Annotated in this window: 15 protein-coding genes; 7 read left to right on the plus strand and 8 right to left on the minus strand. The window is 56.3% G+C overall.

Annotation, left to right across the window (positions count from 1 at the left end):
* Window positions 1–381 precede the first annotated feature (381 nt).
* Together B7364_RS00580 and arfB are read left to right on the plus strand one after the other, a co-directional pair.
* A complete protein-coding gene (locus B7364_RS00580) occupies window positions 382–1,002 on the plus strand; it encodes a TIGR02466 family protein (RefSeq protein WP_085337995.1) in 621 nt (206 codons plus the stop codon).
* Window positions 1,003–1,011: 9 nt separating this feature from the next.
* Window positions 1,012–1,431, plus strand: coding sequence for an alternative ribosome rescue aminoacyl-tRNA hydrolase ArfB (arfB, locus tag B7364_RS00585; RefSeq protein ID WP_085337996.1), 420 nt, complete (start codon window positions 1,012–1,014; stop codon window positions 1,429–1,431).
* A gap of 65 nt (window positions 1,432–1,496) precedes the next feature.
* On the opposite strand, the gene B7364_RS00590 is transcribed toward arfB, so the two are convergent.
* Window positions 1,497–1,700 (minus strand): cold-shock protein, encoded by a 204-nt coding sequence (locus B7364_RS00590; RefSeq protein ID WP_085337997.1) that lies wholly within the window; start codon window positions 1,698–1,700, stop codon window positions 1,497–1,499.
* 256 nt (window positions 1,701–1,956) lie between these two features.
* On the opposite strand from B7364_RS00590, the gene B7364_RS00595 reads away from it, so the two are divergent.
* Window positions 1,957–2,805, plus strand: coding sequence for an alpha/beta hydrolase (locus B7364_RS00595; protein ID WP_157893387.1), 849 nt, complete (start codon window positions 1,957–1,959; stop codon window positions 2,803–2,805).
* Window positions 2,806–2,811: 6 nt separating this feature from the next.
* On the opposite strand, the gene B7364_RS00600 is transcribed toward B7364_RS00595, so the two are convergent.
* The 5 genes from B7364_RS00600 to B7364_RS00625 form a co-directional block, all read right to left on the minus strand.
* A complete protein-coding gene (locus B7364_RS00600) occupies window positions 2,812–3,741 on the minus strand; it encodes a hypothetical protein (protein WP_085337999.1) in 930 nt (309 codons plus the stop codon).
* On the minus strand, window positions 3,734–4,867 hold the full coding sequence (locus B7364_RS00605) for a GNAT family N-acetyltransferase (protein ID WP_085338000.1): 1,134 nt from the start codon (window positions 4,865–4,867) through the stop codon (window positions 3,734–3,736). Before B7364_RS00605 ends, B7364_RS00600 begins: the two co-directional genes overlap by 8 nt.
* Window positions 4,868–5,284: 417 nt before the next feature.
* Complete coding sequence (locus B7364_RS00610) at window positions 5,285–5,926, minus strand: DUF2846 domain-containing protein (protein WP_085338001.1); 642 nt, start codon at window positions 5,924–5,926, stop codon at window positions 5,285–5,287.
* A 66-nt stretch (window positions 5,927–5,992) separates the two neighbouring features.
* Window positions 5,993–6,580, minus strand: a complete 588-nt coding sequence (locus B7364_RS00615; RefSeq protein ID WP_157893388.1) for a hypothetical protein — start codon at window positions 6,578–6,580, stop codon at window positions 5,993–5,995.
* A 96-nt stretch (window positions 6,581–6,676) separates the two neighbouring features.
* Window positions 6,677–6,970: a YciI family protein gene (locus B7364_RS00625; RefSeq protein WP_085338004.1), complete on the minus strand. Its 294-nt coding sequence runs from the start codon at window positions 6,968–6,970 to the stop codon at window positions 6,677–6,679.
* A gap of 200 nt (window positions 6,971–7,170) precedes the next feature.
* Here B7364_RS00625 and B7364_RS00630 point away from each other — a divergent pair, with 200 nt between their 5' ends.
* From B7364_RS00630 to B7364_RS00645, 4 genes are all read left to right on the plus strand, one after another.
* A complete protein-coding gene (locus B7364_RS00630; protein ID WP_085338005.1) occupies window positions 7,171–7,824 on the plus strand; it encodes a helix-turn-helix domain-containing protein in 654 nt (217 codons plus the stop codon).
* A gap of 18 nt (window positions 7,825–7,842) precedes the next feature.
* The gene (locus B7364_RS00635; RefSeq protein WP_085338006.1) at window positions 7,843–9,357 is read left to right on the plus strand and encodes a S41 family peptidase; all 1,515 of its coding nucleotides are present in this window, start codon (window positions 7,843–7,845) and stop codon (window positions 9,355–9,357) included.
* Window positions 9,358–9,481: 124 nt separating this feature from the next.
* Window positions 9,482–10,723, plus strand: a complete 1,242-nt coding sequence (locus tag B7364_RS00640) for an FAD-binding domain-containing protein (RefSeq protein WP_085338007.1) — start codon at window positions 9,482–9,484, stop codon at window positions 10,721–10,723.
* On the plus strand, window positions 10,720–12,249 hold the full coding sequence (locus B7364_RS00645) for an FAD-binding domain-containing protein (protein WP_085338008.1): 1,530 nt from the start codon (window positions 10,720–10,722) through the stop codon (window positions 12,247–12,249). Before B7364_RS00640 ends, B7364_RS00645 begins: the two co-directional genes overlap by 4 nt.
* 62 nt (window positions 12,250–12,311) lie before the next feature.
* Here the strand turns inward: B7364_RS00645 and B7364_RS00650 are convergent, their stop codons facing one another.
* Both B7364_RS00650 and B7364_RS00655 read right to left on the minus strand, forming a co-directional pair.
* On the minus strand, window positions 12,312–12,833 hold the full coding sequence (locus B7364_RS00650; RefSeq protein WP_085338009.1) for a carboxymuconolactone decarboxylase family protein: 522 nt from the start codon (window positions 12,831–12,833) through the stop codon (window positions 12,312–12,314).
* A 98-nt stretch (window positions 12,834–12,931) separates the two neighbouring features.
* Complete coding sequence (locus tag B7364_RS00655) at window positions 12,932–13,480, minus strand: peroxiredoxin (protein ID WP_085338010.1); 549 nt, start codon at window positions 13,478–13,480, stop codon at window positions 12,932–12,934.
* Window positions 13,481–13,717: the final 237 nt, after the last annotated feature.

The raw sequence follows: 13,717 nt of genomic DNA on the forward strand, positions 1-13,717 counted from the left end.
GGGCGAAAATGGGGGTTTTGCACACACGACGCGAACCAAATTCGGGTTAGAAGGCAAACGGCCGCTTGCCCAAATATCCGCTTTCTCAAAGCTGGAGAACCACCCTTCGACCTGCCCGCCGACGTGCACACGGATTGGCCTTGCCGCAGTAGGTGGCCTTGGCGGATTGGTGTCCTACGCCTTGATTTCGGCGTCAGGCAGGTACAGCCAGAATTGCCCAGCTACTCCATTTAGTGCGGCGTAAGCTGCCCGATTGCATCCATCGGTCAAGCCGAGAAACAAATCAGTGCCTTGGGCTAATCAAAGATTAGCTTGGGTGCTGTCGGCGTAACTGTCCTCCTGCAAACTTCCCTTCCTAGCCTGTTCAGGCTAAGAGCAGCCATGGCTCAGACCCTCTCTCTTTTCGCCACGCGACTATATCGTGCACCCCTAGGGGGGGGCGCGCCAGACGGGTTGCGGCAAGACTTGGCTGAAGCTTGCGATATGCTGGAGCAAGAGGATGCAGCCGGGCGGCGTTGGTGTCGCGAGAACGGCTATAAGGGCTATACCTCCTATGCCTCGCTCCATGATTTGCCGACCCGGATCAGTGCCTTTGGCGAGCTCAAGCGTCTGCTCGACAAGCATGCTGCGGCCTTTGCGAAGGAGGTTGGCTTTGATTTGGCCGGTGGCAAGGTGAAGCTTGATAGCCTCTGGGTCAATGTACTGCCACCGGGCGGGGTCCATACCGGCCATATCCACCCCCACAGCGTCATATCAGGGACCTTCTATGTCACGCTGCCAGATGGGGCGTCAGCTCTCAAGCTCGAAGACCCACGTCTTGCGATGATGATGGCCGCCCCAACCCGCTTGCCCGAAGCGGCCCAAGACTTACAACCCTTTGTGTTTCTGACCCCGCAAATTGGCGAAGTGATTTTGTGGGAGAGTTGGTTGCGCCACGAAGTGGTGCTTAATCGGGCGAAGTCTAAGCGGGTGTCGATCAGTTTCAATTATGCGTGGGTCTAGGGTCTGCCGATGACCCCACCGACGCTTTATCCCTTTGATGAGGACGAAATCAGCGAGAGCTTTGTGCGCGCTTCTGGCCCCGGCGGCCAAAATGTCAATAAGGTTTCCACGGCCGTTGAATTGCGCTTTGATGCGGCGGCGAGCTTGTCTTTCCCAGAAGAGGTGCGCGACCGCCTGATCCAGCTTGCAGGATCACGGGCAACCAAGGATGGGGTCATCATACTCTTGGCCCAGACTTTTCGCACCCAAGAGCGCAACCGCCAAGATGCGCGCGAACGGCTGCAAAGCCTGATTAATCGCGCCAGTGTGCCACCTCCCCCGCCCCGCAAAAAGACCCGGCCAAGCCGTGCGGCGCGCGAGAAACGTCTAGAAGGCAAGGCCATTCGCAGCACGGTCAAAAAGCTGCGAGGCCGGGTGGGCGAGGACTAAGCTTCAGCCAGCAAAAAGGGCAGAGACTCAAGTCCCTGCCCCTAAAATGTGACAATGCAAATCGATTAGATCAATTGCAATTCAGTCGCAGCGGTCTTACCACGCTCAGTCTTCAGCTCATAGCTGACTTTTTGGCCGTCATTGAGGCCGTTCAAGCCAGATTGCTCAACCGCGCTGATGTGCACGAACACGTCGCCGCCGCCTGCATCAGGTTGAATAAAGCCATAGCCCTTGGTTGCGTTGAACCACTTAACAACTCCGGTCGCCATTGTGGGACCCTTTCTCATAGTTTGGCCGCTTCGCATGCTTACAGCCATAGTGACCGTGCGTTATCCGGCACAGCATTCGGCGTCTTAGAACAATGGAAGCACGCATGGACTTGTTGCAAAAGCGGGCAAAAAGGACCATGCGACGGCAGTACCAGTTTCGTCGATCAGGCGAGTAACTAGCACAGGAATGGTGATCTACCAAATGAAACAGAGGCTGATTGGATCAACTTACGTTGATCATCTGTGTCGACGACATATGATTGGAAACAGCCTTGCAGCTTGCCTCGCAGTGCCATCGATTGCACAGAGCCAAGGAGCCGAAACGACCCGAAGCGGCAATGTAACCATCCTCGACGAAGCGATGGCGATGCCCAGTTTAGGGCGGACACGGCGCATCTGGATCTATCTGCCGCCCGATTATCAGGCCTCCCGTCGTCGCTATCGCGTGATTTATATGCAGGACGGGCAAAATCTGTTTGATCGCGCAACCTCTTATGCTGGCGAGTGGCAGGTAGACGAAACCCTCAATCGACTGGCGGCCTCTGGTGATCCAGGCGCAATCGTGGTGGGGATCGACAATGGCGGCAGGAACCGCACGGCAGAATATCATCCCCGTCTGCCTTGGTCGGGCTTGCCCGGTCAGGCCGATGCCTATCTTCGCTTTTTGATCGACACGTTAAAGCCGATCATGGACCGCCGCTTCCGCACATTAGCGGGGCCCGCATCAACCCTCATCATGGGATCAAGCTCTGGCGCGACCGTTTCGCTCTATGCCGGCATCATGCGGCCGGATGTGTTTGGCCGCGTGGGGGCTTTCTCGACACCTTTATGGCTTGAGCCTCGTTTGGATCAATTAGCTCGGACCAAAAAGCCCTATCGACCCGGCGCGCGTGTATTTCTGGTGAGCGGTCGCGATGAAAAGGTGGGCGATGAACCCAAGGGCATTTTCGCCAAGGATCAACCTGCCATGGTCGAAGCCTTGGTCGCCGTCGGCTATCGGCCGGAGCGGGACATACGCTCGCGCATTGTCGAAGATGGCACCCATTCTGAAGGCTTTTGGGCGCGCGAGTTTGAGGGGGCGTACCGCTTCTTAACCGCCAGCTAAACTAAGCTAAGCATCGGCCTTTTCGCGCACACCGGGGATCGCTTCGCGCAAGTCAAAACTGGGCGTCAATTTATGCTCATGGGCCTTTTGAATCTGGATGGCCTTAAAGGCCCGGGCCAGAGCAAGCTTACCCAGTGCTCGGGGATCAAGACCTGCTTGAATCTCCGGCTTCATCTGAAGTCTGCGGCGCAGCACCCCATTGGCATAAATGACGTTCGCTCGCAGCAAGGCTGCTGGGGTCATGAATTCGACCGATAGCGAGACATTGACCATCGGCCCATTGACGATGCGATGGGGGGCGTTTTGCGGCCACGTCACCATCATACCCGGTTCCAGCGTCACATCTTGGGCATCTTGGTCCCAAGCCAAATCAAATGGGATTTGCTCATCGGTTTCACGCAACACGACGGCTTCAATCTGTTCAGGCCGTGCATAGGGGGCTTTTGGCGGATAGACGCGCACTTGCTTGGTGCCGCGAATTTGCCAGAGCGAAACAAGCGGGGAGTCGAGATGATAAAAGACCTGCGCATTGGGTGAGGAGATCAAGACGCCAAGGTCGCGCTTCATGGTCTTCAGGCCGGCCACATTGGCCTCTTTGTCGCGGAAAATCTCGTCACATAAAGCAGCATATTCAGGCAGATGCGCATTGGCGGCACGCAAATTCAGCCAAATCCGGCCATCTTCCACGGCCTGCAGCAACTCTGCGCCACTCATGTCACCAGCCTTGCCAACCCGCCAAGACTGCCAGTCCACCGGGTCATGGCCCATGGTGAACACACCCAGCTTCTCGCGCGGATAGGTATCCAATAACTTTGCAAGACCGGCATCGGAAAACATGGGTCGGGTGTGCAACTCATGCTGTACCACAAGGGTCTCACGCCCAAAGCGTTGAGACACATCATTTGGCCAAGAAATATTCGAAGCTGGTTTAGTCATCCGAGGACACTCTATCTGGTTGTTGCGCCTTGCCCCGCGCCATGAGGCGACGCGGGGCAGAGGCTACGGCAGCCCAGCCTGCATGCAAACGCCCTGCCAAGTCTGGCTCGACACTGGCGATCAAGTCCAGGCGCTTTTGGATCATGCCGATTGGGCCTTGCCCCATAGCAGAAGCCGGAATGGCGCGCCGCCCGATTTGGCCGGCCTGAACCGTCACCGGGTTACGCGAAAACTGCGATTTGTAATTGCTATGCCCTTGGGCCAAATCAATGGTGTCAATGCCAATATTCTCGGCAAAGCGGATCATCTGGCCTAGAAACACAATGCCCGGCGAATAGGGGTGCGCCTTGGGACATGAAGAGGCAATCCACGGGTGGAACCAGCCACCTTGGCGTACGCCAAATTGCCCAGAGACCATGTAATCCCCGGCATAAAGCGTCATCAAACAACCACCAAAGGCGGGATCTGTGCGGCTAAACAGATCGTTCATCATCGCCTTTACCCAAACAGGGCGCAGGACGTCGGTAAGGCCTGACTCACGATATTGATCGACTTTGAGCTGCAAAACCGCCTCAAGTGCATCGGGGTTCTGATCGCCCGTGACAAACCGGATCGGCCCCAATTCGCGGTCCATTTTATTGGCCAAGCGACGCAAATTCTTCGCCCATTTGGGATTGGCTTGGCGCAGGCGCTCCATTTTAGCCGCGCCACCATCATGTATTCGGATGCGATAGCCCAGAACCGGCTCAAGGACAGAACCGGCAAACAATCCATGCGGGTCCATCAAACCCGATACAGCCATGCGCGCGATGCCCGCTTCGGCCAAAAATGCGGTGCCATCAAGCGCAACGCCCGGCTCGCTGACGACGGCTTGATAATCCGAAAAAGGCGCGCCAACGGGGCGCACATAGCCATGACTGGCGCGATGGAATGCAAAAAACGCCACGTCGCGGCCATCTTGTGAGGCAATCGCCACATGCACATCGCCACGATGCTTCTGAACCAAGTGTGCAAAATAGGGCCCGACCAAGGGCGACCCGAATTCCTGCGTCTGCTTTTGCAGGTCCGCCCACCGCGCGATCTGGCCGTCGGTCAGAGCGTCAGCAGAGATGGTGGTTATCTTCAATTCGGGCTCCGTGTTTCAGGGCACATCGCGCTCTGAATTTCACGCCTCTGTTATCACGTAAATCCTAGGATAGGGTTGATACTGCTGTCCAATGACAGTGTTTTCTTCATCAAGACCGCTTTGTCTTCTACCTAAAGCCACCGGTTGGGGAACCAGCAGGGGTGCCAAAACGCTAGCAGACAAAAACCATCAAAACCATGTCATGCCCGCCGCAGCGCTGCGAAGAGCGGAGCCTCCTTGGACTTAACGGCACAGGTTTTAGGGGCCGGAAAACACGGTGCGGGAGGGCGTCTTTGAGAAGGGTCTTCCATCTGGAAGGCCTATATGCGGGAGCAGCGCCCGCCAAAAGCAAAGGGCGCATCCCGGTTCTGGAATGCGCCCTGCGTTCACGTCGCCTTAGATCGGCACCTCAAAAGATTACTTGCGCGGCTTGCGGTCAGTCGCGACAGCCGTCGTGACTTTCATCTTCTTGTTTTGGAAGGTTTGCGCATCCGATGGCGTCAAGATTGGACGGCCAATCATAATGCCCATGGTGATGGACTGAACCACAAAATAGGTCTCGCCGGGCTCGATCTCTAGGCGCAGCGTGTCTGTGACTTCCGATTGGATGTTGAATTCGCGCGGGCCTGGATCGACCACATGCACAAAATAGCTGCCGTTTTGCAACTTACCGATGCCTGTATCGCCTTCGCGGATCGAGAAGCTAAGGGCCGCGCCGGTCAATTTTGACTGCCGGAAGAACACGACTTGGCCCTTGCCCTCAGGGGGGGCCATGATTGGGTTTGGCCCTGGGAAGGCAACGACGGGCTGCGCAGGCGCTTCTGGTGCAGGTGCAGGCGCGGCTTCAGCTGGTGGCGTCGGTGCAGGCTCTGCCGCCGGAGGTGCGGGCGGGGCTTCTGAAACTGGTGGAGCAGCAGCTGGGGCAGGTTCAGCAGGCGGTGTCGCCGTGGCGGCTTGCGCAAAGGCGGACGAACCAGACATGGAGAAGGCCATTAAACTGACGGTGGCGACGAGGCCCCGCATGTCAAAAAGAGGCTTAGTCGTATCTACAGATTTCATAGCAAAAATCTCCAAGAGCTATGATGAGGAAAAAGACGTTTATATCTGACGATGATTTCGGCTCACTCAGGGTGCGGGGGCTGCCACCGGCGGTACAAATGGCGCTGTAAGTTTGGCGATGGCCCAAGAACCAGCCGGTATCTCGACATGCCCACCTGTGATTAGAAAGCTGGCCATGCCCACATAAGGGACAAAGCTGGTAGCCATGACGACATTGCTGCGGTCTTCACCCCCAAGAGGGCGTAACTGCAGGCCGCGAATGGCGATATTGGCTCCATTGAAAGTCAAATAGCGCCCGGCAATCACCAGCTTACCGGGTTTGCCGCCAATGCCGGGCTTACCAACATCAATGACTTCACCCATGCCCGTAGTGCCTGCTGGAATGACAATCGTGTCGCCAATTTTAAGGGGCTGGGCAAGCTTGAGCGCGAATTTATCGCCGACTTTACTGGTCTTGGTCGACAGCATATCGGTGATTTCAATATCCATGGACGTGCCAGCGGGAATGGAGGCCACGCTGGCGACAGGAGAGGCAGCGGGTTGGCCCAAAGGCGCTGGTGCTTGGGAGACAGGCTCAGTCGCAAAAGCGGCTGCGGGGATTAAAAGGCTCGAAAAAATCGAGAGGGTCGGAATCAATTTCGTAAAAAAAGTCATAATTCCGCACTACCATAAGGAGAAGAGCGGTCAATTACTTTTCAACAGCTATCACTTTAAGGTAATCACTGCAGTTACAGAAACGCACCAGTTTCTCTAAGAAACCACCAATTCCCGAATCTCGACTGTGCCGCCCGCCTCATAGGTTGGATTACCCGAAAGGCAGGCGCTGGCGGCCTCAAAGTCTCTGGCTTTGATTCTGAGATAGCCTGCAAGCGGGTGGGTTCGGGCGGCGGGGCCCCCTTGTTTACGGAAGGCTTGCCCCTCGCCGATCGAACTGCCGCCTTGCAATATGCCTTCTTCCATTAAGCGACCAATATAGCCCTCCCAATCGGCTTCCCGCTCACTCGCGGTCGCATCGGCATGCATCAGCAGGATGAATTCTTTCATGTTCAGGTCCGTTCTTGGGCGTGGTCAGGCCACTACCGCGATTTATCCTTAAAGTGCCGCTTTTCAAGCCAACATCCTTGCAAGTCAGAGGCCGTCTCGGGCTGCGAGCTCAGCAGGGAGTTGACATTCTGGCAATGCCCTCATCTACTTTATGGAAACAGGTCTAATGGACCAAAATTTCAGGGGCTTTGCTGACAGATATGGCAAGCTATTTGGTTTTGAGACCGGATCGATCAGCAGTTTCGGGACCCGTTTTTTCTGTTGTCGCACAAGGTGGGGTTCAAGCATTCATCCCTTTATCAGGTGTAACCGCCTCGTTCCAGCGACCGGGCGAAGCCGCCATAACTGGGCCCGTGATCGCAGGGCCACATCGGTTTGCGGCAACCTGCCAGATCAGGGCCAACGGACCAGTGGCCGTGGTGTCTTTATCACCCCAAAGCCTAGACCGCATTGACCTCCCTTTGTCTAAAATCGCCCAGAAGCTGGTCTTGATTTCAGATAGCCATGCCGCGGAGGTGTTTGCACGACAAGTACCAAGCGCAGAACATGACGCGGCCTTCAATCGCGAGTTATCCCTGCGGCAAAAGCAAAGAATTGCCCGCGCCCAAACTGGCCTCACACGAGCTGCGGCAATGCAATTGCGCCGCTTACAGGCGGCACGCGGTGACGTACTTAACAGCGCCAAATCTTTGGTTGAGATCGCCTTGGAGCATGGCTTTTATGATCAGGCCCACTTTACTTCGGCCTATCGCTTGTGGAGCGGTGCCACGCCCAAGCATGATCGTGATCGCGGCAGCTCCAATGTCGTTTTTTACAAGACCAATCCGGCTGGTCACCGCTACCTGAGCGCATGATCGAGTTCGGAGACTTCAATGATTAGGGGTATAAGGATTGCCGTCATTGGCTTGAGTGTGTGGGCTGTAGCCGGGGTGGCTATGGCAAAGGCACCCCGTGGACCGATCTTATTGGACGCCCCCACAAAGGTTGTTCAAGCACAAATAAGTCGCGGCGCAGCGCTGGAAGATCTGAGATCACTCGACCAAACAATTCGAGCAATGGTCCCGGACGGAGCTTTAATCCCGGCTCAAGACGAGACGAACGCCTTTCTAAGCCGAGCCGCCTCATCTCTTCCCGCAACGCTATCGCGGCGACAGATGGCGGCTATCACGATGGAGCTTGCTGGCAGCTACAGCTCTTCGCATATCTATCTGCTGTTTCCGTTTGAAAATTGGAACTTGGATGCTGATCGTGGCGGCCGCAGACTCAACAGGTCGGTCGCACTCGCACCTGACGACGCACTCTTGATCGACAACCGTCCAGTGCAGACCATTAATGGTCGAGCCGCAACCGACTTCGTCGATTGGGTAAAGGGCAGTTATGGTCGCTTCAATCCGCTGCGTCTTCCCCAGCGTGTCCGAGAAGGGGGCGCAGAAATGTTGTGGCTCTGGGGGATTGATGGGCCGTTCACCATTGTCTTTCGCGACGGGTCACAGGAAGTGATCGAAGGGGTGGCCATGTCCCGGCGCGAACACCCGCTTGCAAGCCAGTCCCAGCCAACAAGCCAAACCCAAACCAGTCAAGCGCCCTTTTCGCTCTTGATCGAGAAGACTATCGCCCGGCTAGACATCGAGACTTTGGATCAGCGTTTTGTGGGTGAGTGGGAGGCGTTGATGTCTGAGCTCCAAGCGGGAATCGCCCAGGGCAAAGTCACGAGCCTCATCGTCGATCTGCGTGGCAATCGTGGCGGTGCTGGACGCCTATCCGTCGGATTACTCAAAGTTTTGACAGGGACAGATGTCCCTATGAGTGGGGGAAAGCGCTGGAAGAGGTCCAAAGCTTATGAGGATGGCCTAGCCGAATTCGTTCCCCCTCTTTTGCGCTTTGCACCCTGGCGACGAGCCATCTTAGGCGCAGACGGTGTCGCTGCCCTAGATTCCATCCCGATGGGTGAGACGCGCCTTTTTGGAAGCAATGGACTGCCCAAAGTCACTTCCATTTTACCCTCCAATCGCGTGCGTATCTTGATAGATCACAATACGGGCTCGTCGGCGACACAGCTTGCGCGCGCGATCCAGTTTTTCAAACTAGGCGAGTTGATTGGGGCACCGACCTCGAGCTCCACCAGCGAACTTGGTGAAATCGCCTTCTTTCGGCTCGAGAATAGCCAGCTTGTGTTTGCTTCGCCCTCGGCTGAATTCTTAGATGTCTCTGGCCAACGAACAAGTGGGCCAGTTATGCCGGATGTCTTAGTGTGTGGCGACAATGGGCTGTTTGAGCCCGGTCGTGCCCTAGATGTGGCGCTAAACATGAACCCACCTGATGTCCGCCAAATTTTGAAGCCAGTATTTCAAGCCAATGCCAGCGAGAGCGATTATTGTGGGAAGTAAGATCCGGCAGAAGGACCGAGCGCGATGGACCTTTTGGCGCATGACGCGACAGTTGGGTTAGGATAAACAATCTGTCAAAGAAAGCGATCTGATCTATCCTTTCTCCTGTTGCGTATCTTACCCCATGTCGTCTTTACCCTTTGACCCCGCACCGCAAGCCTTAAGGCGAATTCATTGGACAGGCACACGGGCGGCTGGGTTGATGCGGCTGGAGGCGTTTTTGCCAGCCGCCGGACAGGCCTATAGCCGCACGCGCAACACCGATTTGGGCCCAGATGACCGCTCCAATGTCTCAGCCTTGTCGCCATGGCTGGCCCGCCGTGTGATCACGGAAGAAGAAGTCGTGACCCGCGTGATGGCCACGCATGGCTTTGTGAAGGCGGAGAAATTCATCCAAGAAGTCTATTGGCGCAGCTATTGGAAGGGCTGGCTGGAGATGCGGCCACAGGTGCTGACGCGCTTTAACCAAGACCGCCTCGCCCTCAAACAGGTGGTGGCAGAAGATGGTGCCCTTGCCGAGCGGCTTCGGCGCGCCAAAGTAGGTGAGACGGGCATTGCTTGCTTTGACGCCTGGGTGCGTGAGCTGACAACTTTGGGCTGGCTGCACAATCATGCCCGCATGTGGTTTGCCAGCATTTGGATCTTTACCCTCGATTTGCCTTGGCAATTGGGGGCAGACTTCTTTTTCAAGCATTTGCTGGACGCCGATGTCGCTTCCAACACGTTGTCGTGGCGATGGGTGGCGGGCTTGCACACAAAGGGCAAGCATTATGTGGCGCGCGCCAGCAATATTGAGACCCATACCTTGGGTCGCTTCAACCCTCTGGGTCAATTGGCCGAAACAGCCGTGCCCTTAAGCGAGCCCTTTTTGGAAACAGGCCCAAGTGCCCTGCCCGTTGGCGAGGTCCTGTTTGAAGATCGGGTTGGGCTGTTGCTACACAGCGACGACCTGCACCCAGAATCCTTACCCCTGACAGCCAAGGTGGTTGGGGCAGGGCTGTTGCGCGCGCCTGAAATTGGCCCTGTGGATGGGCCCAAGAATAAGTTTCTGCACCGGGCCGAGCAAGATGCGTGCACCCGCCTCGAGGCGAAGTTTGATGTCGCCGCCCCACTTATGGCTAGCCTCGAAGAGGCGCTTACGTGGGCAGTCGGTTTGGGCGTGACAGAGATTGCGACGCCCTATGCGCCGGTGGGCCCGATTGCTTGGCATTTGGCCGACCTAAAACGTGCTTTGGCAGAGCATGGTATAAGACTTGTGCGGCTGCGCCGGTCTTGGGATAGCCGGACCTGGCCTTTGGCCACGGGCGGCTTTTTTAAGCTGAAAGAGAAATTGCCCAATCTGGTGCGTGATTTGGGTCGGATATGATCGATATCGTCTGGTTTAAGCGCGATTTGCGCGTCCACGACCATGCGCCTTTGCGCACTGCCCACCAAAGCGGCAATCGCGTCCTCCCGCTTTATATTGTCGAACCAGAGCTTTGGGCCCAGCCGGAGCTATCGGGCCGTCACTTTGCCTTTTTGGGTGAATGCTTGGCAGACTTGAATGAAGCGCTACAGGCGCGTGGGGCGGGTCTGGTTGTGGAGGTGGGTGCGGCGTGCGAGGTCTTTGCCCGCTTGCATGGCCTTTATGGCATATCCGCCATTCATGCGCATGAGGAAACAGGCGTGTTATGGACCTATCAGCGCGATAAAGCGGTGCGGGCTTGGGCGAAGCGTGCCGGCGTTTCTGTGATCGAACATCGCCAGCATGGCGTGTGGCGCGGCCCCAGTACGCGCACTGGTTGGGCTAAGCGCTGGGATGCCATGATGGCAGCACCGCCCGTGGACGCACCCGACGCCCTAAACCTGCTTGACCATCAAAGTGCAGCCTTCCCCGAGGCAGAGAACTTGGGCATTGCCCCTGATCCATGCCCACAGCGGCAAAAAGGTGGACGTCGCGAGGCCATCGGGCTCTTGAAAAGCTTTCTGACCGCGCGCGGGCGCACCTACCGTAAGGCGATGTCTAACCCGGCAGAGGGCGCGGAAGCCTGCTCGCGCCTCTCGCCCCATTTAGCCTTTGGCACGCTGTCGATGCGGGAGGCCTATCAAGCTGCCAGTCGCGCCCAGGCCCGCCACTTGGCAACCGGGGACAAAGTCTATGCGGCTTCCCTCTCCTCCTTTTTGGCGCGCCTGCATTGGCACTGCCACTTCATCCAAAAGCTCGAGGATGAACCGGAGATCGAGTTGCGCAATATGCACTGCGCCTATGATGGCCTGCGGCCTACGCGACCGGGAGAGGCGGACCTAGCCCAAGCGTGGATTGAGGGGCGGACGGGCTTTCCCTTTGTCGATGCCTGTATGCGGTCGCTGGCCGCGACCGGATGGCTGAACTTTCGCATGCGCGCCATGGTCATGAGCTTTGCGAGCTACCACCTGTGGCTGGACTGGCGGCTGCCGGCAACGCTACTAGCCCGACAATTCACTGATTTTGAACCCGGCATTCATTATAGCCAAGCGCAAATGCAATCGGGTACCACCGGCATCAACACACCGCGTATCTATAATCCCGTCAAACAATCGCTCGATCAGGACCCAGATGGCAATTTCATACGACGTTGGGTGCCCGAGCTTGCCCATTTGCCACCGGCTTTGATCCATGAACCTTGGAAGGCAGCCGCCGAGGACCTTCCACCATCCTATCCTGCCCGCTTGGTTGACCATGTTGCGGCAGGGGCGTTTGCGCGGGCTGAAATCCACCGTGTCCGCAAAGGCGATGGCCACCGGGCACTGGCCCATGTCATCCAGGAACAGCATGGCAGCCGCAAGTCTGGCATTAAACAAGTCAGCGAAGCCAGAGCCAAAGCGCGCAAGAAGACGACGCCCAAAAGCGATCAGATCAGCTTCGACTTTTAGGAGCAAAAAAGGCGCGCCAGCCTCAAGCCAGCGCGCCCTTAAACAGAAGTGGAGACGTGCGCTTAGTGGATCGAGCGCAGAACGGCACTTGCTGCCGCGACAACCGAGGCAATGCGCAAAGCAGCTTGGATGTTGAGGGCCGGAACAGCGTGCTTCTTCAATTCCACTTCATGGCTGTCGAGGCACATGCCGCATCCATTGATGGCCGAAACCGCGAGGCTCCACAATTCAAAGTCAACTTTCTCAACGCCTGGATTGGCGAGCACATTCATGCGCAGACCAGCCCGCAAGGTTTGATACTCGTGATTGGAGAGCAAGTGGAGTGAGCGATAATAGACATTGTTCATCGCCATGATGGCGGCCGCCGCACGCGCCGCATCCATTGCTTGAGGGGTCAAGCGCGCAGCCGCTTCGGCTTCAAACGCTTTGACGACTTGGGGCTGACCAATCGCAACCGCAGAAGCCAAAAAGGCCCCCCACTTTTGCTGGTCGGTCAAGGTTGTTTCATTGGTCAATGAACCGAGGTTCAAGCGGATGTCTTTTGCATAGTCGGGAATGAGTTCGCGCAAGTGTTCGAGCGTCATGGCAACAATCCTTGGGGCAGCAAGTTGCGGGGAGGTAGATACAAAAAGGGCGTCAGATGGACAGGCTAGCCCACCATCCGACGCGCCGTAAAACTGAATTAGAGCACTGCGCCGCCGGCTGGGCGGTTGCAGGGGCACAATTCGTCAGTTTGGAAACCGTCGAGCAAGCGCAGGATTTCGTCTGGGTTGCGACCGACGTTCAAATTATTGACCGAAGCGTGCTGGATGACATTGTTTGGGTCGACCAAGAAGGTGGCGCGCAAAGCAACGCCAGCGTCCTTTTCACGAACGCCCAAGCCGTCAACCAAGGTGCCCTTGGTGTCAGCAAATGCATATTGCTTCATGTTGGCCAAATCTGGGTGCTCACGGCGCCAAGCCAGTTTGCAGAACTCATTGTCGGTCGAACCGCCAAGCACCACACAGTCGCGGTCGGCAAATTCGCCCACCAATTTGTCAAAACCAACGATTTCGGTTGGGCAAACGAAGGTGAAATCCTTGGGATAAAAATAGATCAGCTTCCACTTACCTTCGAAGCTGTTCTGGTTGATTTCGAAGAAAGCGCTTTCGCCATTTTCTTCATGAGCTTTGAAGCCAGGCTTTACGCCGGTGACGGTGAATTCTGGGAGGGTATCGCCAACAGTTAACATTATTCTTCTCCAAGGCCGTTTCATCATCGCAACGGCATGAGGGCCATATAGGGGCGTTTTCAGCAAAAGCAAATCGATTAAATAACTTTTTTCAATAAATTTTATCTATACAATAAGTTCTGTGGGCAAGTCACGAAACAAGGGCAGCGAATCAAATTTCTGCCCTCTACCGCTTTTTCTTCAGGTAACCACAGGTTGTTCCCCGTCAGCACCTATGGCACAGAAATGGGGTTGTGA

The organism is Aquidulcibacter paucihalophilus (assembly GCF_002105465.1).
Classification (GTDB): Bacteria; Pseudomonadota; Alphaproteobacteria; order Caulobacterales; family Aquidulcibacteraceae; genus Aquidulcibacter; species Aquidulcibacter paucihalophilus.

Bases quoted from the DNA above. Each gene is read 5' to 3' on its own strand.
- B7364_RS00580 (WP_085337995.1), top strand. From the start codon at position 382: ATGGCTCAGACCCTCTCTCTTTTCGCCACGCGACTATATCGTGCACCC.
- arfB (WP_085337996.1), top strand. From the start codon at position 1,012: ATGACCCCACCGACGCTTTATCCCTTTGATGAGGACGAAATCAGCGAG.
- B7364_RS00590 (WP_085337997.1), bottom strand. From the start codon at position 1,700: ATGGCGACCGGAGTTGTTAAGTGGTTCAACGCAACCAAGGGCTATGGC.
- B7364_RS00595 (WP_157893387.1), top strand. From the start codon at position 1,957: ATGATTGGAAACAGCCTTGCAGCTTGCCTCGCAGTGCCATCGATTGCA.
- B7364_RS00600 (WP_085337999.1), bottom strand. From the start codon at position 3,741: ATGACTAAACCAGCTTCGAATATTTCTTGGCCAAATGATGTGTCTCAA.
- B7364_RS00610 (WP_085338001.1), bottom strand. From the start codon at position 5,926: ATGAAATCTGTAGATACGACTAAGCCTCTTTTTGACATGCGGGGCCTC.
- B7364_RS00615 (WP_157893388.1), bottom strand. From the start codon at position 6,580: ATGACTTTTTTTACGAAATTGATTCCGACCCTCTCGATTTTTTCGAGC.
- B7364_RS00625 (WP_085338004.1), bottom strand. From the start codon at position 6,970: ATGAAAGAATTCATCCTGCTGATGCATGCCGATGCGACCGCGAGTGAG.
- B7364_RS00630 (WP_085338005.1), top strand. From the start codon at position 7,171: ATGGCAAGCTATTTGGTTTTGAGACCGGATCGATCAGCAGTTTCGGGA.
- B7364_RS00635 (WP_085338006.1), top strand. From the start codon at position 7,843: ATGATTAGGGGTATAAGGATTGCCGTCATTGGCTTGAGTGTGTGGGCT.
- B7364_RS00640 (WP_085338007.1), top strand. From the start codon at position 9,482: ATGTCGTCTTTACCCTTTGACCCCGCACCGCAAGCCTTAAGGCGAATT.
- B7364_RS00645 (WP_085338008.1), top strand. From the start codon at position 10,720: ATGATCGATATCGTCTGGTTTAAGCGCGATTTGCGCGTCCACGACCAT.
- B7364_RS00650 (WP_085338009.1), bottom strand. From the start codon at position 12,833: ATGACGCTCGAACACTTGCGCGAACTCATTCCCGACTATGCAAAAGAC.
- B7364_RS00655 (WP_085338010.1), bottom strand. From the start codon at position 13,480: ATGTTAACTGTTGGCGATACCCTCCCAGAATTCACCGTCACCGGCGTA.